Origin of the sequence: Methylocaldum sp., assembly GCF_035627495.1 — a bacterium.
Taxonomy (GTDB): Bacteria; Pseudomonadota; Gammaproteobacteria; order Methylococcales; family Methylococcaceae; genus Methylocaldum.
In genome coordinates this window covers 1-20,863 of sequence record NZ_DASPLO010000167.1, presented here as the reverse complement: position 1 = coordinate 20,863, position 20,863 = coordinate 1, and the positions used below count along the sequence as shown (strand labels likewise).

The window sequence follows — 20,863 nt, the reverse complement described above, 5'->3', positions numbered from 1 at the left end:
ACACCTTTTCCCCGCGCCCATCAGCGTCTTTCCTCAGGAATTCTCACCAGCCCGCAAGCCAACTTACCCATCGATGCATAAAGTACGGCCAGTATCCTGCGTTCGATCGTCGATACTATTTGGGTGTGAATGGGTGCACTTTTGGTGAAAGATCGAGAATGGGTGTAATTGGGTGTAGTATTGGTTGGATGATCCGCTCCGACACCATCCAAATCACGCCGGAAATTCTGACTCTGATTTCCCGAATCGACGAGTTCAAGGGAGCATGGCGCGCCCTGGGCACGCTTGCGCCCGATCGGCTGTCGGCACTGCGCCGCGTGGCCACGATAGAAAGCATCGGCTCGTCCACCCGGATCGAGGGCAGCAGGCTGTCCGACCGGAAAGTCGAGCGCCTGTTGCCCAACTGGCAGATCAAAACGTTCGCCACCCGCGACGAGCAGGAGGCAGCCGGCTACGCGGAGCTGATGGAGCTGGTCTTTTCATCCTGGCAGGACATCACGTTCACCGAAAATCACATCAAGCAGTTGCATCAAAACCTGCTCGTCTACAGCGAGAAGGATGCCCGGCATCGCGGCAACTACAAGACATCAAGCAACAGCGTCGTCGCCTTCGATGAAAAGGATGTTCAGATCGGCGTTGTGTTTCAAACGGCAACGCCCTTCGACACGCCCCGCCTGATGACGGAACTCATGACCTGGATACAGGAAGAGCGCGCCGCCGCTCGCCTGCACCCGTTGTTGCTGATCGGATTGTGGGTGGTGGTGTTTCTGGAGATCCATCCCTTCCAGGACGGCAACGGCCGGCTTTCCCGGGTGCTGACCACGCTGCTGCTCCTGCAGGCGGGCTATGCCTATGTACCGTACAGTTCCCTGGAGAGCGTGATCGAGCAGAACAAGGAAGCCTATTACCTCGCCCTGCGACAAACCCAAGCGACGATCCGATCCGACGCGCCCGACTGGCAGCCCTGGCTGCTGTTCTTCCTGCGATCGCTAGCCGAGCAGATAAGGCGCCTCGAGAAAAAAGTCGAGCGTGAAAAGCTGGTACTGGCACCTCTGCCCGGATTGTCGCTACAGATCGTCGAGTTCGCCCGCGAGCACGGTCGCGTCACGATCGGCGACGCCATTAAGCTGACCAAGGCAAGCCGCAACACGCTCAAGCAGCATTTCCGCGCACTGGTCGAGCGAGGACACCTGAACCAGCATGGCAGCGGACGCGGCGTTTGGTATGAACTGCGCTGACGCTCACGGGCCGATGACTACGGATTGCACTCCATTTTGCGCGACGCTGCCGAAAGCGCCGCAGGATGTTTCCATGCCCGGCGGCATGATGCAATCTGTCGGATGCGCAGTCATACAACACGGGCGCCGCGGTACCCGCCCAGCCAAGGCATATCAGCGCTGGATGGAACGTATTCCCGCGGTCTATCGCGAAGCGGTACACGAGGACGGCGCTTTCACCGAATCGCTATGGGCGATTGATCCCTCTCACGGCTAGTAAGCATGAACTTGGACTACGCCACCCTTGACCTTCTCCGCCAGAACCATCCCGCCTGGCGCTTGCTGCGCTCGGATCATGCGCCGCTGGTGGCGAGTTTTCTTCATCGCGCGTTCGTCGCGCCCAATGTGCGGGTGATGGCGCAGGCGGATCTGGCCGAGGCGCTGGAGGACGAGCTATTCGGACTGCGCGAACGGCTGGGGCAGGACGCTTTTCCCAAACCCGCGCTCGAATATCTGAACGACTGGGCCGGCAACGACAAGGCCTGGCTGCGCAAGTTCTACGTTCAAGGCTCGGACGAACCGCATTTCGATCTGACCCCGGCCACCGAAAAGGCGATTGCCTGGCTGGGCACGCTGACCGAACGCGCCTTCGTCGGCACGGAATCGCGGCTCCTCACGCTGTTCGAGCTGCTCAAGCAGATGAGCGAAGGCTCCGAGACCGACCCCGAGGCGCGCATCGCCGAATTGCACAAGCGCCGCGACGAGATCGACGCCGAAGTGGCGCGCATTCTGGCCGGCGACATCCCCCTGCTGGACGACACGGCGCTCAAGGACCGCTTCCAGCAGTTCATCGCCCTGGCCCGCGAGCTGCTCACCGATTTCCGCGAAGTGGAGCACAATTTCCGCGCGCTGGACCGGCGGGTGCGGGAGCGCATCGCGCTGTGGGAGGGCAGCAAAGGCGCGCTGCTGGAAGAGATCATGGGCGAACGCGACGCCATCGCCGACTCGGACCAGGGCCGGAGCTTTCGCGCCTTTTGGGATTTCCTGATGTCCAGCCGACGGCAGGAAGAGTTGACGCAATTGCTGGATCGGGTGCTGATCCTGCCGCCCGTGGCCGAACTCGAGCCCGACGCCCGCACCCGGCGCATCCACTACGACTGGCTGGAGGCGGGCGAACACACCCAGCGCACGGTAGCCCAGCTGTCGCAACAGTTGCGCCGCTTTCTGGACGACCGGGCCTGGCTGGAGAACCGGCGCATCATGGACATCCTGCATGGCATCGAGGCCAAGGCGCTGGAACTGCGGGACACGCCGCCCTCGGGAGAGATGATGACCGTCGCCGACACCGCCGCGACCATCGAGCTGCCCATGGAAAGGCCGCTCTACGTCCCGCCGATCAAGCCGCGGATCGCCGACGTGGCGCTGGAAACGGGCGACGCCGAGGTGGACGCCGCCGCGCTGTTCTCCCAGGTGGTCATCGACAAGGCGGCGCTGTCGCGCCACATCCGCCACGCCCTGCAGGAGCGGTCGCAAATCACCTTGCGCGAACTGTGCGAGAAACGCCCCCTGAAGCAGGGACTTGCCGAGTTGGTCGCTTACTTGCAACTGGCGGGCGAAACCTTCAAGGCCGTAGTGGACGAAGAGGTCACCGAGATTATTGTCTGGCACTACGGCGACGACGGACGCATGAAACAGGCCCGGCTGCCGCGGGTGATCTTCGTGAGGTAATGATGGCGGAACAAGACATCGAAACGCCGAACAACGCCGCGCCCGATCTGTCGGCCCTGGTGGTGCCGCTGCTGAAGGGCGTGATCTACCGGGAAAGCGATCCCGCGCTGTGGAACGCGCTGCTCAATCTCCAGGGCCGCGCGCGCGACTACGTGGCCGTGCTCGGGCTGGAGCTGATGCTGGACGAAGCCGAAGGCTACGCCTTCCTGCGCTCGCGCGCCGACGACGAGGACGACGCCGCAGCCAAGACGCCGCGCCTGGTTGCCCGGCGCCCGCTGTCGTTCCCGGTCAGCCTGCTGCTGGCGCTGCTGCGCAAGAAACTGGCCGAATTCGATGCGAGCGGCGGCGACACCCGCCTGGTACTGTCGCGCGGCGAGGCGGTCGAGCTGATCCGGGTGTTCCTGCCCGAGGGCAGCAATGAGGCCAGGCTGATCGACCAGGTCGACGCCCACCTCAACAAGATCGTGGAGCTCGGCTTTCTGCGCCGCCTGAAGCCGGCCGCCGGGCAGGAAGCGACGGTCGAGGTGCGTCGCATTCTCAAGGCCTTCATCGACGCGCAATGGCTGGCGGAATTCGATCAGCGGCTGGACGCCTACAAGGCGCATCTGTTCGAGAACCGACAAGACAACCGAGACAATGATTGACATGGAAACGCTGAGCCTGGATTTCATCGGCGACGACACGCTCACCGGCTACCGCCTGCACCGCCTGGAAGTGTTCAACTGGGGCACCTTCGACGGCCGGGTCTGGACGCTGCATCTCGACGGCAAGAACGCCTTGCTCACCGGCGACATCGGTTCCGGCAAATCCACCCTGGTCGACGCCGTGACCACGCTGCTGGTGCCGGCCCACCGCATCGCCTACAACAAGGCGGCCGGAGCCGACACCAGGGAACGCACCCTGCGCTCCTACGTGCTGGGCCATTACAAGTCCGAGCGCAGCGACGCCACCGGCTCGGCCAAGCCGGTCGCCTTGCGCGACCACAATAGCTACTCGGTGATTCTCGGCGTGTTCCACAATGCCGGCTACGATCAGACCGTGACCCTGGCCCAGGTGTTTTGGATGAAGGAACCGCAGGGGCAGCCCGCGCGTTTCTTCGTCGGCGCCGAACGCGCGCTGTCCATCGCCACGGACTTCGCCCATTTCGGCTCGGACATCGGCGCCTTGCGCAAACGGCTGCGCAACTCGGGCGTCGAAATCTTCGACAGCTTCCCGCCCTACGGCGCCTGGTTCCGGCGCCGCTTCGGCATCGACAACGAACAGGCGCTGGAACTGTTTCACCAGACGGTCTCGATGAAGTCGGTGGGCAACCTGACCGACTTCGTGCGCAGCCACATGCTGGAACCTTTCGACGTCGCCCCGCGCATTACCGCCCTGATCGCCCATTTCGACGACCTCAACCGCGCCCACGAAGCGGTAGTGAAAGCCAAGCGCCAGGTGGAACTGCTCACACCGCTGGTGGCCGACTGCGACCGGCATGCGGAACTCGCCGCCCGCTGCGAGGAACTGCGAGCTTGCCGCGAGGCGCTCAAACCTTACTTTGCGCGCCTGAAACTCGGCCTGCTGGAAAAGCGCATCGCTACACTCGACGACGACCTGGCGCGACTCAATACGCAGGTGGCGCGGCTGGAGGAACGAAAGCAAGGGCAGCAGGCCGAAGAGAGGGAACTTAGGCGCAGCATCGCCGAGAACGGCGGCGACCGCATCGAGCGGATCGGCGAGGAAATCTGCCAGAAAGAGGAAGAACAAGCGCGGCGACGCAAAAAAGCCGAAGACTACGCCGAACTGGTGCGATCCCTGGCCCTCGCTCCGCCCGAGAATGACGACGCCTTTCTGGCCCAGCGGCGGGAATTCGCTGCCCTGCAGGAGAAGGCCGATGCCTGCGAAGCGGAGCTCCAGAACGAGCAAAACGAAGTGCGCTTCGCTTTCGCCCAGGGCCGGGAGGAGCACAAGGCGCTGACGGCCGAGATCGAGAGCCTGAAGGCCCGCCGCAGCAATATCGACGCCCAGCAGATCGCCATGCGCGCCGCCTTGTGCCGGGCGCTGAACCTGTCCGAGGACGACATGCCGTTCGCCGGCGAGCTGATCCAGGTGCGCGAGGACGAGCACGACTGGGAAGGCGCGGCGGAACGCCTGTTGCGCAACTTCGGCCTGTCCATGCTGGTGCCGGACGCGCATTACGCGCGGGTGGCGGAGTGGGTGGACCGCACCCATCTCAAGGGGCGGCTGGTCTATTTCCGGGTGCGGGAAGGCCATCGCGCCGAGCTGCCGAGCCTGCACCGCGATTCGCTGGTGCACAAGCTCGCCGTCAAGCCCGACTCGGCCTTTTACGACTGGCTGGAACGCGAACTCGCCCACCGCTTCGACTACGCCTGCTGCGCCACCCAGGAGCAATTCCGCCGCGAGCCCAAGTCCATCACCCGCGCCGGCCAGATCAAGGCGCCCGGCGAGCGCCACGAAAAGGACGACCGGCACCGCCTGGACGACCGCGGCCGCTACGTGCTCGGCTGGTCCAACGCCGCCAAGATCGCGACCCTCGAAGCCAGGGCCCGGCTGCTCGAAACCCGGCTGGGCGAATTGGGCAGCCGTCTCGCCGCCCTCGACACCGAACAAAAGGCGATCAGAGCCCGGCTGGCGACGCTATCCAAACTGGACGTCTACCGCGACTTCCGCGAACTCGACTGGCACCCCCTGGCCGGCGAAGTGGCCAGGCTGCAAGAAGAAAAACGCCAGCTCGAAGCCGCCTCAGACGTGCTCAAGCAACTCGGCGAACGGCTGAATGCCTTGGTACTCGCCCTGGAAGAAACCGAACGCCGGCTCGTCGACCGCAGGGATGATCGATCCAGGACCGTGCAGAAAAGGAGCGACGCCGACGCCTTGCGAGTGCAAACCCAAGCCGTGCTCGACGACCCGGCCAACGCCGTCCACGCGGACCGCTTCGTCTCGCTGGAAGCGATGCGAGCCGACGCCCTGGGCGAACACCGCCTCGAAGTCGAAAACTGCGACCCGCGGGAACAGGACACGCGCAAGTGGCTGCAGAGCCGCATCGACGCGGAGGACGCCAAGCTCGGCCGTCTGCGCGACAGGATCATCAAAGCCATGGCCGAATACAAGGAAGCCTACCGGCTGGAAACCCAGGACGTGGACGTCAGCGTCGAAGCCGCCCACGAATACCGCGAGATGCTGGCGAAGCTTCAGGCCGACGACCTGCCCCGCTTCGAGGCCCGCTTCAAGGAACTGCTCAACGAGAACACCATCCGCGAGGTCGCCAACTTCCAGTCGCAACTCAACCGGGAGCGGGAAACCATCAAGGAGCGGATCGGCCAGATCAATGCATCGCTGAACCAGATCGACTACAACCCCGGCCGCTACATCGTGCTGGAAGCGCAGCTATCCCAGGACAACGACCTTCGCGATTTTCAAGCCGCGTTGCGCAAATGCACCGAAGGCGCGTTAACGGGTTCGGAAGACGCCCAATACTCCGAAGAGAAATTCCTGCAAGTGAAGGAGATCATCGAGCGTTTCCGCGGACGCGAGGGGCAGGCCGAATCGGATCGACGCTGGACGGCGAAGGTCACGGACGTGCGCAACTGGTTCACGTTCGCCGCTTCGGAACGCTGGCGCGCCGACGGAACCGAGCACGAGCACTACTCGGACTCGGGCGGCAAATCGGGCGGACAAAAGGAAAAACTGGCCTACACCATCCTGGCGGCCAGCCTGGCCTATCAGTTCGGCCTGGAATGGGGCGCGGTGCGTTCCCGCTCCTTCCGCTTCGTGGTCATCGACGAAGCCTTCGGCCGCGGCTCGGACGAATCGGCCCAGTACGGCCTGAAACTGTTTCAGCAGCTCAATCTGCAACTCCTGATCGTCACGCCGCTGCAGAAGATCCACATCATCGAACCCTTCGTGGCCAGCGTCGGCTTCGTGCACAACGAAGAAGGCCGCGCCTCCAAGCTGCGCAACCTCTCCATCGAGGACTACCGAGCGGAAAAGGCGAGGGCCACGGCGTGACATTATTCCGTTCCGTAACGGAAACTCTAAAAAAGCCCTCTCCCTCTCGGAACATAGGTATCCACAGAGATCGTCACCCCGGCAGGGAGTGCCGGGGCCCAGAAGCCAAGGACGGCAACGGCTGGTCACGTCCGTGTGTCCTGGATACCGGCAATCCATGCCGGTATGACGCACAAACCGGAAGGAATTGAGGCATGAACTGGACCACGCCGGCCGATCTGCGCGCCCAAGTGCAAAGGCTGTGGGACAGGGGGCTGATGCTGGCCGGCCTGGTCGATGGCGAGACGTTGTTCCCGCGCCGACTGACACTCAAGGGACCCTCGTCGTCCGAACTCGCGGACCGGTTCGATCAGGTACGGACCTGGATTGCCGATCTTAGGCACGGCGCGCACTACCGGGTGGTGATGCGCGAAGTGCGGCACCGCATCCTCGGCGCGAACCTGATTCCCGAGGAGATCTGGATAGACACGCTCGACGATGCGCTGGCCCTGATCGGAAAGCGCCGGGACGCCGAGCGCTTCGCCGAACTGGTGGCGATCACCCGAAAGCGCTTGGCACCGACACTGCCCTGGCTTGCCAAGCATCCCCTGAAAGCCCTGGAACTGGCTCCTCACTGGCCGCTGCTCCTGGACGTCGTCGACTGGATGCGGGCCAACCCGCGCCCCGGCGTCTATTTGAGACAAATCGACATTCCGGGCGTCCATACCAAGTTCATCGAAACCCATCGTGCGGTATTGTCGGAACTCTTCGACCTCGCCCTGCCGCCCGACGCGATCGATCCCCAGGCTGTCGGCAGCAACCAGTTTTGCCGCCGCTACGGATTTCGCGACAAGCCGCCGCGCATCCGTTTCCGCATCCTCGATCCCGAATTAGCCTTGCTGCCCGGCGCCACCGACCAGGACATCACCCTCGACCACGACACCTTCGCCCTGCTGGACGCCAAAGTTATCCGGGTATTCGTCACCGAAAACGAAATCAACTTCCTCGCCTTCCCGAAAATGCCCCGCAGCATGGTCGTTTTCGGCGCCGGATACGGATTCGACATGCTGGCCAGGGCCGCTTGGCTACACCGCTGCACCGTCCACTACTGGGGCGACATCGACACCCACGGCTACGCCATCCTGGACCAACTGCGGGCCCATCTTCCTCACGCCCGATCCTTCCTCATGGAGCGCGACACGCTGATGGTCCACCAGTCCCAATGGATGACCGAGCCCCAGCCCGTCCGCCGCGATCTCCCTCGCCTCACCCCTGAGGAACGCGAGCTTTACGACGACCTCCGCGACAACCGCATCCGGCCCTCTCTCCGGCTCGAACAGGAACGGATCGGCTTCGGCTGGATCGAGGCGGCGCTGAGTAGACTGCAATCCGGGCATGGTGGCTGAGCCTACCGTTCGAGCCGGGTCTCGTACACGAGCTTGCCGGCCAGCGGAACAGCGGCATGGAGTATTTCCGGGTTTGATGTAGCGCCCCGAGCATCGTTGCCGGCGGCGATGCGCCGGGAGCTGACCGGTACATGCCGAATCCGCCCGTACGGTAGGTCGGGAATCCATTCCCGACATAAGGGATGCGTCGGCAAAGGATTGCCGACCTACGACTAAGCTCTTCAGCTGGAGGGGAGGAGAGTAACTGCCCTGGACAGCAAATCGAGTCTCGTCCGTGGCCGCTCACCGCCTCCAAGATATCCGGATTTCACGTGAATCTTCGTTTTTATTGGTTTATTGCAATGTATACATGACAATAATTGATGTGGTGCTCACAAGAAGAACTTACCGCCCCGTCGACAAAGCCCTTAAACGCGAGATGACCGCACTGCTCAGCGTCCCCACCGAGACCGCTGTTTTCAAGCATCTGTTTGCCGCTCCACCGTTCGCGAGCCGAGCGAGGGCCAAGCCTTTTGGCCGTGTTGCCCTTGCTGATGGGCGCGGGTTGTTACTGAAATAGAAAGGAGAAGTAATTGGACAAGTTACTGCTCAGCGAGCGCGACATCTGCACGAAGTTCATCACACCGGCGATCCAACAGGCCGGGTGGCAGCAGCACGAGTTCCGTGAGGAAGTGCAACTCACTGATGGTCGAGTCATGGTGCGAGGCAAGTTAGCCGCACGTATCAAGAACCCGGACGCGAAAGGCGGACCAAAGCGTGCGGATTATGTCCTCTACGCTCGCCCGAATGTTCCTATCGCCGTCATCGAAGCCAAACAGAACAAGTACCCGGTGGGGTACGGAATGCCGCAGGCACTGTTCTATGCTGAACTCCTGGACGTTCCCTTTGCTATTAGCAGCAACGGCGATGGATTTCTTCTGCACGACTGCACAGGACTGACTCAACCAGTCGAACGCGAGTTATCGCTCAGCGAATTTCCCTCACTGGCGACGCTGTGGCCGCTCTATCAGCAGTGGAAAGGGCTGACAGAGCCCGATACCGTCAAACTTGTCGAGCAGCCTTTCTACAGCGACGGCAGTGGCCGCGAGCCCCGTTACTACCAGCGTGTGGCGATCAACCGGGCGATCGAGGCCATCGCCAAAGGCCAGCAGCGCGTTCTGCTCGTCATGGCGACAGGCACAGGCAAGACATACACCGCCTTCCAGATCATCTGGCGTTTGTGGAAAGCCAAAGCCAAGAAACGCATTCTCTTCTTGGCCGACCGCAACATCCTGGTCGACCAGACCATGCAGCAGGACTTCGCCCCTTTTGGCGAGGTCATGCACAAGATCACCAACCGTGAGGTGAAGAAGAACTACGAAATCTATCTCGCGCTCTACCAGGCGGTGACGGGCAAGGAAGAGTGGAAGCAGATTTACCGCCAGTTCCCCTCCGATTTCTTCGACCTCGTGGTGGTTGATGAATGCCACCGGGGCAGCGCAGCCGACGACTCCGCCTGGCGCGAGGTGCTCGACTACTTCAGCGGCGCCACCCATCTGGGACTCACCGCCACCCCCAAAGAAACCAAAGAGGTCAGCAACATCACCTACTTCGGCGAGCCGGTCTACACGTATTCGCTCAAGCAGGGCATTGAGGATGGCTTCCTGGCACCCTACAAGGTCATCCGCATCGCCACCGATGTGGATGCCGTCGGCTACACGCCCGAGAAAGGCAAAGTCGACAAGCTGGGGCAAGTCGTCGAACAACGCCAGTACAACACCAGGGACTTCGACCGCAATCTGGTGCTTGAGAAGCGCACCAAGCTGGTAGCCGCCAAGGTATGGGAATACCTCAAAGGCACCGACCCGATGGCCAAAACCATCGTGTTTTGCGACGATCAGGACCACGCCGAGCGGATGCGCCAGGAACTGGTCAAGCTGATACCCGCCGCAGCAGCCAATCGCCGCTATGTGATGCGCATCACCGGCGACGATGCCGAAGGCAAGGCGCAGCTCTCCTACTTCATCGACAACGACGAGCCATATCCGGTCATCGCCACCACATCCAAGCTCCTGACCACCGGCGTCGATGCGAAGACCTGTAAGCTCATCGTGCTGGATCAGACGATCAACTCGATGACCGAGTTCAAGCAGATCATCGGACGCGGCACGCGGCTGCGAGAGGACTACCATAAGCTCTACTTCACCATCATGGACTTCAAGGGAGCCACGCGACTCTTCGCAGATCCCGATTTCGACGGCGAACCGGTCGTGATTTACGAGCCCAAGCCGGATGAGCCCGTCGTGCCCCCGGACGAACAAGAACCTTTCACGACCACCAGCGAACCCGCACCGCAACCATACGGCCCCACGTTCGGCGAAAACGGCGACGACGAGAGCACTGGTGGCGAGGGCCGCGTCAAATATGTTCTGGACGACGTTGACGTGCAGGTGGCGGTCGAGCGCTCCCAATATCTCGATGCCGACGGCAAGCTCATCACCGAGGATTACCGAGTTCTCCTCAAGGAGGACATCAGGAAATCGCTGCGAGCGCAGTTCGGTTCGCTGACCGACTTCTTGCGGCGCTGGTCGGAAACCGAGCGCAAACAAGCCGTCCTGGATGAACTCAGAAACCGCGGCGTGCCGCTGGAAGTCTTGCAACAAGCCGTTCCCAACGGTGAAGACATCGATGCCTTCGACCTGGTCGCCCATGTCGCTTTCGACCGGAAGCCCCTGACTCGTCGCGAGCGTGCGAACAAAGTCAAGAAGCGAGACGTTTTCGGCAAATACGGCGAACAGGCACGGGCCGTACTCGAAGCTCTACTGGAAAAATTCGCCGACCACGGTGTTCAGGACATCGAAGACCCCAAGATCCTGGAGCTGCCGCCATTCGATCAGTACGGCACAAAAACCGAAATCCGCAGAGGCATTTTCGGCGGGGCCGACCAATACGCCCAAGCGATAACCGAACTCGAACAAGCGCTTTACGATGAAAAACGCGCCTGATCCTGTCGTAACCCGCTCCGCGATCCGGTGGGTTACGGCACGCGCCGAAGTCACAGGTCACCAGCCGGAACCGCCGTGCGTGCCTAACCCACCCTACGACAGACGACTGAACCACGATAACAACCGACGATGAATCTCAGCAGCACCATCAAATCCATCCAGGACATCATGCGCAAGGACGATGGCGTCGATGGCGACGCCCAGCGCATCGGCCAGCTTACCTGGATGCTTTTCCTCAAGGTCTTCGACCAGCGCGAGGAAGAGTGGGAAGACGACGACCCTAACTACCAGTCGCCCATTGATGAAAAATTCCGATGGCGGAACTGGGCAGCCTATAAAGTCGATCCCGACGGGAAGAAAAAGCCGCAAATCCAAGGCAGCGAGTTGATCTCTTTCGTCAACAACGACCTGTTCCCGGCACTGAAAGAGATCGACGCCTCCGCCAGCCCGATGGCCAAGGTCATCAAGCAGGTCTTCGAGGATTCCAACAACTACATGAAGTCCGGACCGCTCATGTTGGCCGTGATCGAGAAGCTGGAAGAAGCCATCAACTTCCACGACTTCAAAGCCCGCGCCCAACTGGGCGATGTCTACGAGCAAATCCTGAACGACCTGCGGAGTGCCGGCAATGCCGGCGAATTCTATACCCCGCGCGCGATCACCCAGTTCATGGTGGACCGGGTCAACCCGAATCTTGTAAAGCGCGAAACGGTGCTCGACCCCGCTTGCGGTACCGGCGGTTTCTTGACTGCGGCCATCGACCACTTCCGACATCAGCTCAATGAAAAATCCAGCGCCGAAGACAGGCGCGCCATCGAAGAGTTGATTCGCGGCATCGAAAAGAAGCAGCTTCCCCATCTGCTGTGCACCACCAATATGCTGTTGCACGGCATCGACGTGCCCAGTCAGATCGAGCACCGCAATACGCTGGGCCGCCCGTGGAACGATTGGCGGGCCGATGAAAGGGTAAATTGCCTGCTGACGAATCCGCCGTTCGGCGGATACGAGGACGACAACGCCGGCCAGGACTACCTGATCCAGAGCAGGGAAACAGCCGACATGTTCATGCTCCTCATCGTCAAACGTCTTTTGAAGGAAGGAGGCCGCGCGGCAGTGGTATTGCCCGACGGCTTCATGTTCGGCGACGGCATCAAGGCCCGGTTGAAAGAAATGCTGCTCGAAGAGTGCAACCTGCATACCGTCGTCCGCCTTCCCAAGGGCGTGTTCGCGCCGTATACCAGCATCAAGACCAATTTGCTGTTTTTCACCAAGGGCAAGCCCACCGAAACCATTTGGTTTTACGAGCACCCTTACCCCGAAGGGTACAAGAGCTATTCCAAGACCAAACCGATACGCTTCGAAGAATTCCAGGCAGAAATCGCCTGGTGGGGTTCGGAAGACAATGACTTCGCCGACCGGGTGGAGAACGAATTCGCCTGGAAGCTCGACTTCAAGACCAAGAAGCAGGAAGCGGTAGCCGCCGCCAAGCCGCATTGGGACAAGGCCGAAGAACTGAACAACCAGGCCGCGCAACTGGAGAACCGGGCTCGCGACCAGCGCAACTCCATCAACGGAGTTACGGATGCCCAGAATCGCAAACAGGCGGAAAACCAGATTGCCGAACTGCGCGAACAGGCCGAATCCTTGCGCCGGCAGGCCCGCGACGCCCAGGCGGCGGGCGACCGCCTCTACTGGCCCATCTACAACCTCGATCTCAAGAACCCCAACGCGCCGGAAGAGGAGAGCCACGATCCCGACGTACTGCTGGAGAAATACAAGAAGCTGCTCGGCGAAATCGAAGAGACGCAAAACCTGCTGAAAAGCGAACTGGCCGCCGCCCTTGCACATCACTTTGCCGGTGAAGATACCTGATGGATGCGCAGCGGTTTTTGGCGGAGTTTGGGCATATTGCGAATGCGCCGGGAGGGGTACAGCGGCTGCGGGAGATGATCCTTTCTCTAGCGGTTTCAGGCGACTTACTTGTGAACGATACACCACAAGATGCGCGCCCACTTCTTGAGTCGATAGGAGAGAAGAAACGTTCGCACAAAGATCAGAAGAGGGTGGTTCAACCCCAAGAACCATTAAGGCGCGGCGATATTCGGGCACCTGCCCACTGGGCTCCGTGTCGCCTGGGCGATCTCGTCTTGACAATTACTGGTGGCGGCACACCGTCAAAAAGTAGTTCAGCCTATTGGGGAGGTGAAATCCCCTGGGCAAGTGTCAAGGACATTAAGGATTACAAATACATAACGAGCACTGAAGACCGAATTACAGAAGATGGACTGAAAAACAGCTCATCTAATCTAATTCCGCCTGGCAGGGTCATCGTCTGTACCCGCATGGGACTGGGCAAGCTTGTAATCAATCAAGTTGCGATTGCCATCAATCAAGACTTGAAAGCACTTGAGCTGCCAAGCGAAGTCAATGTTGATTATTTCTACATTCTGTATCGGACTCGGAACATTAAAGGCAAGGGTACAACCGTTTCAGGCATTAAACAGGATCAGTTACTCGCGTTACCAGTCGCTCTTCCCCCTATAGATGAGCAAATCCGCATCGTCGCCAAAGTCGATGAACTGATGGTCTTGTGCGACAAGCTGGAGGCGCAGCAGCAAGACCACCGCAAACTGCAAAACGCCCTGCGCCAGTCCACGCTGCAAGTCGTTGCCTCCGCCACCAGCCCGCGCGAACTGCAAACCGCTTGGGCGCGCCTCGCCGAGAATTTCGGACAGCTCTTTCACGCGCCGGAGGATGTGGTGGAGCTCAGAGGGTTAATTCTTGATCTCGCGGTTTCGGGAAATCTGCTTTCGCCATCAATGAAAACCGAATCGAGTGGTGCAGCACTCCTGGATGAGATCGCTAAGGCGCGACTCGAGTGGTCCAAGTCTTGCGATGGCCAGGAACAGAAAGAAGCCCTCTCAATGATCAGAAAACTCCGCACACAGAAAATCACTGTTCCGAAAACTGTTCTCCCTGATCACTGGGTTTGGGCCACTTTGCTGCAGATAGCTCAAGTCATCGTTGATTGTGACCATAAGACTCCTCGATACGCTGAAACCGGTGTTCACCTAATACGGACGACCGACATCCGTAATGGGCAAATGCTCCTCGGCAAAACCCGGAAAGTCTCTGAGGAAAGTTTTATGCAGCGATCCAGGAGACTAAGCCCAGTTCCTGGCGATATCCTCTTCACCCGAGAAGCTCCGATGGGCGAAGCAGCAGTGGTCCCAGAGAATGAGCGTGTTTGCCTCGGTCAGCGTTTGATGCTCATCAGACTATTCAACGAGTACTTCAACAATCAGTTTTTGCTCTACGTCATCCAGAGCCCAGGCTTCCAAAGAAGAATGCAAGTTGCTGCGGTGGGCCTGACCGTGAAACACATAAATGTGAGCAGCGTGGAAGAGCTTGTCATTCCTGTGCCGCCAAAGGCGGAACAGGATCACATTGTTCTGATGGTGGATTCACTTTTCAAACTCTGCAACGAAGTTGAGGCGCAACTAAACCGTAAGGTAACCATCTCTACGAACTTGGCTAAATTCGCGACTGCAACCGTAACCGGCATTACCGTCGAACAAGAAGAAGACGAACCCATGAACGCCCCCCAAACCAAACTGATCGCCCCGCTGCGTTTGGGCCAAACACCTGACACCAAAGCCCAGGCCCCGCTCGCTTCTATCCTGGCGCACCACGATGGCGAGATGAACGCCAAGGATTTGTGGCAGCGCTTCGGCGGCGAGATCGATGCCTTCTATGCCCAGCTCAAGCTCGAAGTGAGCAAAGGCTGGATCCGGGAGCCTGCCGTAGCCGAGATGAGGGTAGTGGAAGCGGACTGATGCCCATGTGCCGGACCGTCGCACGCGCTGCTTCTTCAGCACTGGGCCAGTGCCGGAACTGGTGTTTGAGCAAACTGGCCATACTCGCAACGTTTTTCATCCGGAGTTTTTCGATCTCTTGCAAACGGAGGCTCATCCATGAATGCCACACTCACACCTAGTCCAGAGACGCAGGCCATGCTGGACAGCCTGCAACAGGCCGTTGCTCAAACCTTGGAGCGCAAGAAGCGCTTGGGGCAATACGTCGTTTTCTGGGATCACAACACCCCGATCGCGGTTGGCGATGATGCCCCCAAGTCGTTCCAAACCAAGGCCCAAGAGAATAAGTAAAAGCACGCCAATCATGCATTTGCAGCGGATAAGCATCAGGGACTTCAAAAACCTGAAAGACTTCGAGATTCACTTCAGCGAATATTTCGACCATGCCGGGGGTGGCAGCGCCGCCCAGGACGCAAAGCCGATCCGGAGCCACGCCGTGATCGGCCAGAACGGCACGGGCAAGTCGAACCTGATCGAAGCCATCATCACCATTTTCAGGGATGTGGATTTAAACAACGATGCCAGCTTCGACTATGAGCTCGATTACAAGATCAGGGGGCACGAAATCACGCTTAAGGCGAATCGCGGCATCGGCAATCGCCCGCTGGTCACGATAGACGGTAAGGCGTCGTCGCAAAGCCATCTCAGCGAGCACGCCAAGGAATACCTGCCCTCGCATGTCTTCGCCTATTACTCGGGCAAGAACGAGCGGCTGGAGGCCCTGTTCCAGGCCCACCAGGAGCGTTTCAAGAACCTGCTGCGTCGCGATGGCGACGATCTGGTTCGGCGTCTTTTCTATTGCCGCGGCGGACACAGCCAACTCGTCCTGCTGGCCTGCCTGTTGTCGGACGATCCTGTCTTCGCCAAGTTGCTGGAGAACCTGAATATCGCGGCCCTGGAATCGGCCCTGTTTGTACTCAAGCAGCCGCACACGCTACGCGATCTCAAGGACAAGGATATTCTCGAAGGCGACCCTCGGTTCTGGTATGCGCGAGGCACGGTAGTTGGCGACCTGCTCGACAAGCTTTGGCAAGTCTCCTGGGCGCCGATCGAAGAAACCAAGGATGTGCAAATCGACTTCCGGCGACGTCCGGAGAAGCAAAAACGCTTATACCTGTACGTGCCCAATCGAAAGAAGCTGAACGAGCTGGGTGAAATGGTAGGAACGCCGGACAGATTCTTTCGCTACGCCGAAGGCGCGTATATCGGCGACCTGCTGGAAGAAGTCCGCATCACGATCAAGAAGCGAGAAGAGAATGGGGGTAATGTCAGCTTCACCCAGCTTTCCGAAGGCGAACTGCAAATGCTTACCGTCCTGGGTCTGATGCGCATCACCAGCGAAGATCATTGCCTCTTCTTGCTCGACGAGCCCGATACGCATTTGAATCCGATCTGGAAGCTGCGCTATTTCGACGATATCGAAAGCGTACTGAAACCCCGTGAAGGAGCGGTGATACAAGGCGAATCGCAGATCATCATCACCACGCACGATCCGATGATGATCGGCGGCCTCAAGCGTGAACAGGTACGCATCCTGCGCAAAGAAGGCGAGAAATCGGTGGTGGATGTTCCCGACACGAACCCGCAAGGCATGGGAGTAACCGGCCTACTGAAGAGCGAGTTGTTCGGTTTGGCCTCCACGCTGGATTCCGAAACCGAGCGCCGCCTGCATCGACGCAACTACCTATTTGCATTGGACGACAAACGTACAGCAGAGGAGGACGGCGAGCTCACTCGCCTGAGCGCCGAGCTTGCCGATCTGGGCTTTTCTAACGCCGACTTTAAAGACCCGTACTACGCCATGTTTGTGCGCAAAATGGCCATGCATACGCGCTTCCACAAACGAACGCTGACGCCCGAGGAGCAGAAAGCGCAGGACGCGATAGCCGACGAGATCATCGATGAGATTTTGCGCGAAGAGGGTGCCGAATGATCTGGATTGATCTCGAAAACCGTCGGCCTACCGATACCGACATTCCTAAATGGACGCCTTGGACTGAAGCGCAGTGGCAGGACTGGCTTACCGAGTCGGCCCGGCTCGTTAACGAGTTGGGGAAATTGCAGCATTTGGGCGATATCAAAGCTCGAAACGAACTGATCGATAAACATAGCGACCACTGGGGCAAGTTGAAGTCGTGGCTTTTGGCTCTTTCGGGCGGGAAGTGCTGGTTTTCCGAGGCAAGAGATATCTACTCACATATGGACGTCGAACACTTCCGCCCCAAAAAGGAAGCAAAAATCTTCGATGGCACAGGGCGTGACGGTTACTGGTGGCTCGCCTTCGACTACATGAACTTTCGAGTCTGCGGAAACGTCGGCAACCGCAAAAAAGGCGGCTGGTTTCCGTTGCATGAGGGGTCGCTCTGCTCGACCTACGACAATCGATGCGAAGAATCCGAAGCGCCTTACCTGCTCGACCCCATCGACAATGACGATGTCAACCTTCTTGCCTTTGATGAAGAAGGAAAAGCCATAGCCGCGCCTGGGGCTACTACTTGGGAGGAACGTCGGGTCGACGAAACGATCAAGCGCCTGAAGCTGAACGAGCACGAAGCCCTAACCGAAGAACGCAAGAAGATATGGCAACGAATGACACGGACAATCGAGCAATACAGAACTGCCAAATCCCGATGTGGCACAGGCGGTAATCCGGCTGCCAAACAGAAGGTGCGTGACTGTCTTTGCGAAATCAAAGCCATGACGCAGCGGGACGCTGAGCTTTCCGCAGTGGCCAAATGGTGCGTGCTTTTTCGCAACGATCCTCAACTCGCGAGATTGGTGTCATGACTCAGCCGGAGATATCTGTCGGCGAATTCCTGCTCTATGAGACCGAGGACGGCCGTACCCGCGTCGAATGCCGCTTCGCCGACGACACATTATGGCTGACTCAAGCCCTGATGGCGGAGCTGTTTCAGGTCAAAGTGCCAACGATCAACGAGCACCTGAAGACCCTGTACGCCGACGGCGAACTGCTGCCGGAGGCAACTATTAGGAAATTCCTAATAGTTCGCCAGGAAGGAGACCGCAAGGTCAGCCGCAACATCGATCATTACAACCTCGACGCCATCCTAGCCGTGGGCTACCGGGTGCGCTCGGTGCGCGGCACGCAGTTCCGCCGCTGGGCCACGGAGCGTTTGCGGGAGTATCTGGTGAAGGGCTTCACGCTGGATGACGAGCGGCTGAAGAATCCACCCGTAGCGGGTTCCGGCGTACCGGATTATTTCGACGAACTGCTGGAACGCATCCGCGACATCCGGGCCAGCGAGCGACGCATGTATTTGCGGGTGCGCGAAATTTTCTCGATGGCGGCGGATTACTCCCCCTCGCTGACCGAAACGACGCGATTTTTCCGGGTCATTCAGAACAAGCTGCACTTCGCCGCCACCGGCAATACGGCTCCCGAGATCATCCGCGAGCGTGCCAACGCGACCAAACCGAATATGGGGCTGACCTCGTGGAAATCCGGCTCGGTTCAGAAGGCAGACGTGACCGTTGCCAAGAATTACCTGCGGGAGCATGAAATCAGCGAGTTGAACCGCATTGTTGTGATGTGGCTGGACTTCGCAGAAGACCAAGCTAAGCGGCGAAAACAAATCTTCCTGAAGGACTGGGAGGAGAAGCTCGATGCCTTCCTCAAATTCAACGACCGTAACGTGCTGCCGAATGCGGGCAGTGTCTCCAAGAAGCAGGCCGATGCGCACGCAGAAAGCGAATACGCCCGCTTCGCCACAGAGCGCCGAGCACTGCTGGAGGCCGAAGGCACGGAGCACAACATTAAGATGCTGGAGGCGGCAGCGAAGATGCTGCCGTCGCCCAATCGAAGGAAGAAGCCTGCGGATAAGCTATAGCCAGAGCATTACTCACGAGCTAATCAAGCCCCTCTCGCGCCGAATTTTTCCGTAAGCTGATATGCTTCGTTTAAGCCTTTCGACCGGAGCGGGGCACCGGATCGACATCAAGGACAATTGCGTAATGGACGATACTTCGAGGACCTTAAAAAGAAATGGCTGCACAAGCTGCAGCTCGCCGCGCAGGCCTGCCGCAATCGAGACAACCGGCGGCCGATTTAGGGTTATTCGAGAGAGAACGCCGTGATTTCCGACAAGCCTTCGTTCGACCCCACCTATGGCTACAGCCTGGAATCTCTGCTTCGAGTCGGCTGGCCGGAAGAGCCCGGCGATTTCGTCGACTTTTGGGAGTCCCGTTACCGGCGCACGCTGACAATCCACCCCGATCCCGAGATGACTCGTTGTAAAGGCGATCATCCAGACTTCGATGTCTACGATATCGGTTATCGATCGACCGACGGCTTCATCATAGGGGGCTGGCTGTTGAAGCCCAAGCGCGAACCGATTCGACGCGGGCTGGTCGTCGGCCATGGGTACGGCGGCCGGGAGGCTCCGGATTTCGATCTTCCGGTCGGCGAGGCGGTTATTTTGTTTCCCTGCTTCCGCGGACTCGCCCGCAGCCGGCGTCCGCCCGTGCCGGACAATCCAGCGGGCCATGTCCTGTACGAGATCGACCGGCGCGATCGCTACATCCTGGGCGGCTGTGTCGAGGACTTATGGCTGGCGGTCTCGACGCTGATCAGCGCCTTTCCTCACATTGAGGGCCATATCGGCTATCTGGGGATCAGCTTCGGCGGCGGCATCGGCGCTTTGGCCTTGCCCTGGGAACCGCGCATCCGCATCGCCCACCTGAACGTCCCGACTTTCGGCCACCATCCTCTGCGTCTTACGCTGCGGACCCTAGGGAGCGGCGAAGCCGTCCGGAGATACGAGCGCCGGCATGGGTCTGTGCTGGAAACCTTACGGTATTACGATGCGGCCTGTGCCGCGAGACACATTCATATTCCCGTCCATGTCGCGGCGGCACTGTTCGATCCGGTCGTCGCACCGCCTGGCCAGTTCGCCATCTACAATGCGCTGGCGGGGCCGAAAAGCTTATTCGTGCTTCAAGCCGGACATTCCGATTATCCCGAGCAGCGCGAGCAGGAAAGGGAGTTGCTGGCAGAGCTTAGAACCTTTTTCGAACCGCTCTGAGCAGGGAGACACCCAGGTGCGACCGGCGCCTTGATCGGGCAACGCCCTGTCTTCGGGCACACGACTGAGCGAATGGACAAATCTTGCTAAGCTGAAAGAAGGGGAGCGTGTCGAACGCCTCAGCTTAATGGGGTAGCCGGTCGATAAGCCGGATCACGGATGTTATGCGGGTCCGCGACCCGGACGAATCACCAATTATTTGATTTTGCCTTCCTTGTACACGACGTGCTTGCGGACGACCGGATCGAATTTCTTGATCTCCATCTTCTCCGGCATATTCCGCTTATTTTTGGTGGTCGTATAAAAATGGCCGGTGCCGGCGCTCGATACCAATTTGATTTTGTCGCGCATGGTTCAGACCTCGATTAAATTTTTTCGCCGCGCTTGCGGATATCCGCCAAAACGGCATCGATACCTTTCTTGTCGATAATGCGCATTCCATGGCTGGAAACGCGAAGACTTACAAAACGGTTCTCGCTTTCGACCCAAAAACGGTGCTGGTGCAGATTCGGATTGAACAGGCGCTTCGTCTTATTGTTAGCGTGCGAGACGTTATTGCCTACAATACGGCGCTTGCCCGTCACCTGGCATACTCTGGACATGGTTGACCTCTAACTCGCC

The 20,863-nt window shown here is 59.4% G+C and carries 18 protein-coding genes; 15 read left to right on the top strand and 3 right to left on the bottom strand.

What is annotated here, in order from left to right:
* The first annotated feature begins 188 nt into the window (after positions 1 to 188).
* The 6 genes from VEB01_RS14795 (at position 189) to VEB01_RS14770 (ending at position 8,341) form a co-directional block, all read left to right on the top strand.
* Positions 189 to 1,238 (top strand): Fic family protein, encoded by a 1,050-nt coding sequence (locus tag VEB01_RS14795; protein ID WP_324876729.1) that lies wholly within the window; start codon positions 189 to 191, stop codon positions 1,236 to 1,238.
* Complete coding sequence (locus VEB01_RS14790; RefSeq protein ID WP_324876727.1) at positions 1,225 to 1,494, top strand: hypothetical protein; 270 nt, start codon at positions 1,225 to 1,227, stop codon at positions 1,492 to 1,494. Before VEB01_RS14795 ends, VEB01_RS14790 begins: the two co-directional genes overlap by 14 nt.
* 5 nt (positions 1,495 to 1,499) lie before the next feature.
* Entirely contained in the window at positions 1,500 to 2,945 is a 1,446-nt protein-coding gene (locus VEB01_RS14785) for a DUF3375 domain-containing protein (RefSeq protein WP_324876725.1), read from the top strand.
* Positions 2,945 to 3,589 (top strand): DUF4194 domain-containing protein, encoded by a 645-nt coding sequence (locus VEB01_RS14780; protein WP_324876723.1) that lies wholly within the window; start codon positions 2,945 to 2,947, stop codon positions 3,587 to 3,589. The genes VEB01_RS14785 and VEB01_RS14780 overlap by 1 nt, the downstream gene beginning before the upstream one ends.
* A 1-nt stretch (position 3,590) precedes the next feature.
* Positions 3,591 to 6,956 (top strand): ATP-binding protein, encoded by a 3,366-nt coding sequence (locus tag VEB01_RS14775; protein WP_324876721.1) that lies wholly within the window; start codon positions 3,591 to 3,593, stop codon positions 6,954 to 6,956.
* A 194-nt stretch (positions 6,957 to 7,150) separates the two neighbouring features.
* Positions 7,151 to 8,341, top strand: coding sequence for a DUF3322 domain-containing protein (locus VEB01_RS14770; RefSeq protein ID WP_324876719.1), 1,191 nt, complete (start codon positions 7,151 to 7,153; stop codon positions 8,339 to 8,341).
* Between the two features lie 2 nt (positions 8,342 to 8,343).
* Here VEB01_RS14770 and VEB01_RS14765 read toward each other — a convergent pair whose 3' ends face one another.
* Positions 8,344 to 8,535 carry a hypothetical protein gene (locus VEB01_RS14765; RefSeq protein ID WP_324876717.1) on the bottom strand — a complete coding sequence of 64 codons (192 nt, stop codon included), beginning with the start codon at positions 8,533 to 8,535 and terminating at the stop codon, positions 8,344 to 8,346.
* An 80-nt stretch (positions 8,536 to 8,615) separates the two neighbouring features.
* Between VEB01_RS14765 and VEB01_RS14760 the strand changes: the two genes are divergently transcribed.
* The 9 genes from VEB01_RS14760 (at position 8,616) to VEB01_RS14720 (ending at position 20,242) form a co-directional block, all read left to right on the top strand.
* The gene (locus VEB01_RS14760; protein ID WP_324876715.1) at positions 8,616 to 8,900 is read left to right on the top strand and encodes a hypothetical protein; all 285 of its coding nucleotides are present in this window, start codon (positions 8,616 to 8,618) and stop codon (positions 8,898 to 8,900) included.
* A 13-nt stretch (positions 8,901 to 8,913) separates the two neighbouring features.
* On the top strand, positions 8,914 to 11,325 hold the full coding sequence (gene hsdR / locus VEB01_RS14755; RefSeq protein WP_324876713.1) for an EcoAI/FtnUII family type I restriction enzme subunit R: 2,412 nt from the start codon (positions 8,914 to 8,916) through the stop codon (positions 11,323 to 11,325).
* Positions 11,326 to 11,454: 129 nt separating this feature from the next.
* Complete coding sequence (locus VEB01_RS14750) at positions 11,455 to 13,197, top strand: class I SAM-dependent DNA methyltransferase (protein ID WP_324876711.1); 1,743 nt, start codon at positions 11,455 to 11,457, stop codon at positions 13,195 to 13,197.
* On the top strand, positions 13,197 to 15,161 hold the full coding sequence (locus VEB01_RS14745) for a restriction endonuclease subunit S (protein WP_324876709.1): 1,965 nt from the start codon (positions 13,197 to 13,199) through the stop codon (positions 15,159 to 15,161). Before VEB01_RS14750 ends, VEB01_RS14745 begins: the two co-directional genes overlap by 1 nt.
* A 138-nt stretch (positions 15,162 to 15,299) precedes the next feature.
* A complete protein-coding gene (locus tag VEB01_RS14740) occupies positions 15,300 to 15,491 on the top strand; it encodes a hypothetical protein (RefSeq protein WP_324876707.1) in 192 nt (63 codons plus the stop codon).
* Positions 15,492 to 15,504: 13 nt separating this feature from the next.
* Positions 15,505 to 17,133: an AAA family ATPase gene (locus VEB01_RS14735; protein ID WP_324876705.1), complete on the top strand. Its 1,629-nt coding sequence runs from the start codon at positions 15,505 to 15,507 to the stop codon at positions 17,131 to 17,133.
* 134 nt (positions 17,134 to 17,267) lie between these two features.
* On the top strand, positions 17,268 to 17,987 hold the full coding sequence (locus VEB01_RS14730) for an HNH endonuclease family protein (protein WP_324876703.1): 720 nt from the start codon (positions 17,268 to 17,270) through the stop codon (positions 17,985 to 17,987).
* Positions 17,984 to 19,048, top strand: coding sequence for a virulence RhuM family protein (locus VEB01_RS14725; protein ID WP_324876701.1), 1,065 nt, complete (start codon positions 17,984 to 17,986; stop codon positions 19,046 to 19,048). Before VEB01_RS14730 ends, VEB01_RS14725 begins: the two co-directional genes overlap by 4 nt.
* A 243-nt stretch (positions 19,049 to 19,291) precedes the next feature.
* Positions 19,292 to 20,242 carry an acetylxylan esterase gene (locus VEB01_RS14720; protein WP_324876699.1) on the top strand — a complete coding sequence of 317 codons (951 nt, stop codon included), beginning with the start codon at positions 19,292 to 19,294 and terminating at the stop codon, positions 20,240 to 20,242.
* A 195-nt stretch (positions 20,243 to 20,437) separates the two neighbouring features.
* On the opposite strand, the gene rpmG is transcribed toward VEB01_RS14720, so the two are convergent.
* Positions 20,438 to 20,593, bottom strand: coding sequence for a 50S ribosomal protein L33 (rpmG, locus tag VEB01_RS14715; RefSeq protein ID WP_324876697.1), 156 nt, complete (start codon positions 20,591 to 20,593; stop codon positions 20,438 to 20,440).
* 14 nt (positions 20,594 to 20,607) lie between these two features.
* Positions 20,608 to 20,844 carry a 50S ribosomal protein L28 gene (rpmB, locus tag VEB01_RS14710; RefSeq protein WP_324876695.1) on the bottom strand — a complete coding sequence of 79 codons (237 nt, stop codon included), beginning with the start codon at positions 20,842 to 20,844 and terminating at the stop codon, positions 20,608 to 20,610.
* Positions 20,845 to 20,863 lie beyond the last annotated feature (19 nt).

Bases quoted from the DNA above. Each gene is read 5' to 3' on its own strand.
- VEB01_RS14725 (WP_324876701.1), top strand. From the start codon at position 17,984: ATGACTCAGCCGGAGATATCTGTCGGCGAATTCCTGCTCTATGAGACC.
- VEB01_RS14790 (WP_324876727.1), top strand. From the start codon at position 1,225: ATGAACTGCGCTGACGCTCACGGGCCGATGACTACGGATTGCACTCCA.
- VEB01_RS14740 (WP_324876707.1), top strand. From the start codon at position 15,300: ATGAATGCCACACTCACACCTAGTCCAGAGACGCAGGCCATGCTGGAC.
- rpmG (WP_324876697.1), bottom strand. From the start codon at position 20,593: ATGCGCGACAAAATCAAATTGGTATCGAGCGCCGGCACCGGCCATTTT.
- VEB01_RS14735 (WP_324876705.1), top strand. From the start codon at position 15,505: ATGCATTTGCAGCGGATAAGCATCAGGGACTTCAAAAACCTGAAAGAC.
- VEB01_RS14775 (WP_324876721.1), top strand. From the start codon at position 3,591: ATGGAAACGCTGAGCCTGGATTTCATCGGCGACGACACGCTCACCGGC.
- VEB01_RS14785 (WP_324876725.1), top strand. From the start codon at position 1,500: ATGAACTTGGACTACGCCACCCTTGACCTTCTCCGCCAGAACCATCCC.
- VEB01_RS14770 (WP_324876719.1), top strand. From the start codon at position 7,151: ATGAACTGGACCACGCCGGCCGATCTGCGCGCCCAAGTGCAAAGGCTG.
- VEB01_RS14780 (WP_324876723.1), top strand. From the start codon at position 2,945: ATGATGGCGGAACAAGACATCGAAACGCCGAACAACGCCGCGCCCGAT.
- VEB01_RS14750 (WP_324876711.1), top strand. From the start codon at position 11,455: ATGAATCTCAGCAGCACCATCAAATCCATCCAGGACATCATGCGCAAG.
- rpmB (WP_324876695.1), bottom strand. From the start codon at position 20,844: ATGTCCAGAGTATGCCAGGTGACGGGCAAGCGCCGTATTGTAGGCAAT.
- VEB01_RS14795 (WP_324876729.1), top strand. From the start codon at position 189: ATGATCCGCTCCGACACCATCCAAATCACGCCGGAAATTCTGACTCTG.
- VEB01_RS14745 (WP_324876709.1), top strand. From the start codon at position 13,197: ATGGATGCGCAGCGGTTTTTGGCGGAGTTTGGGCATATTGCGAATGCG.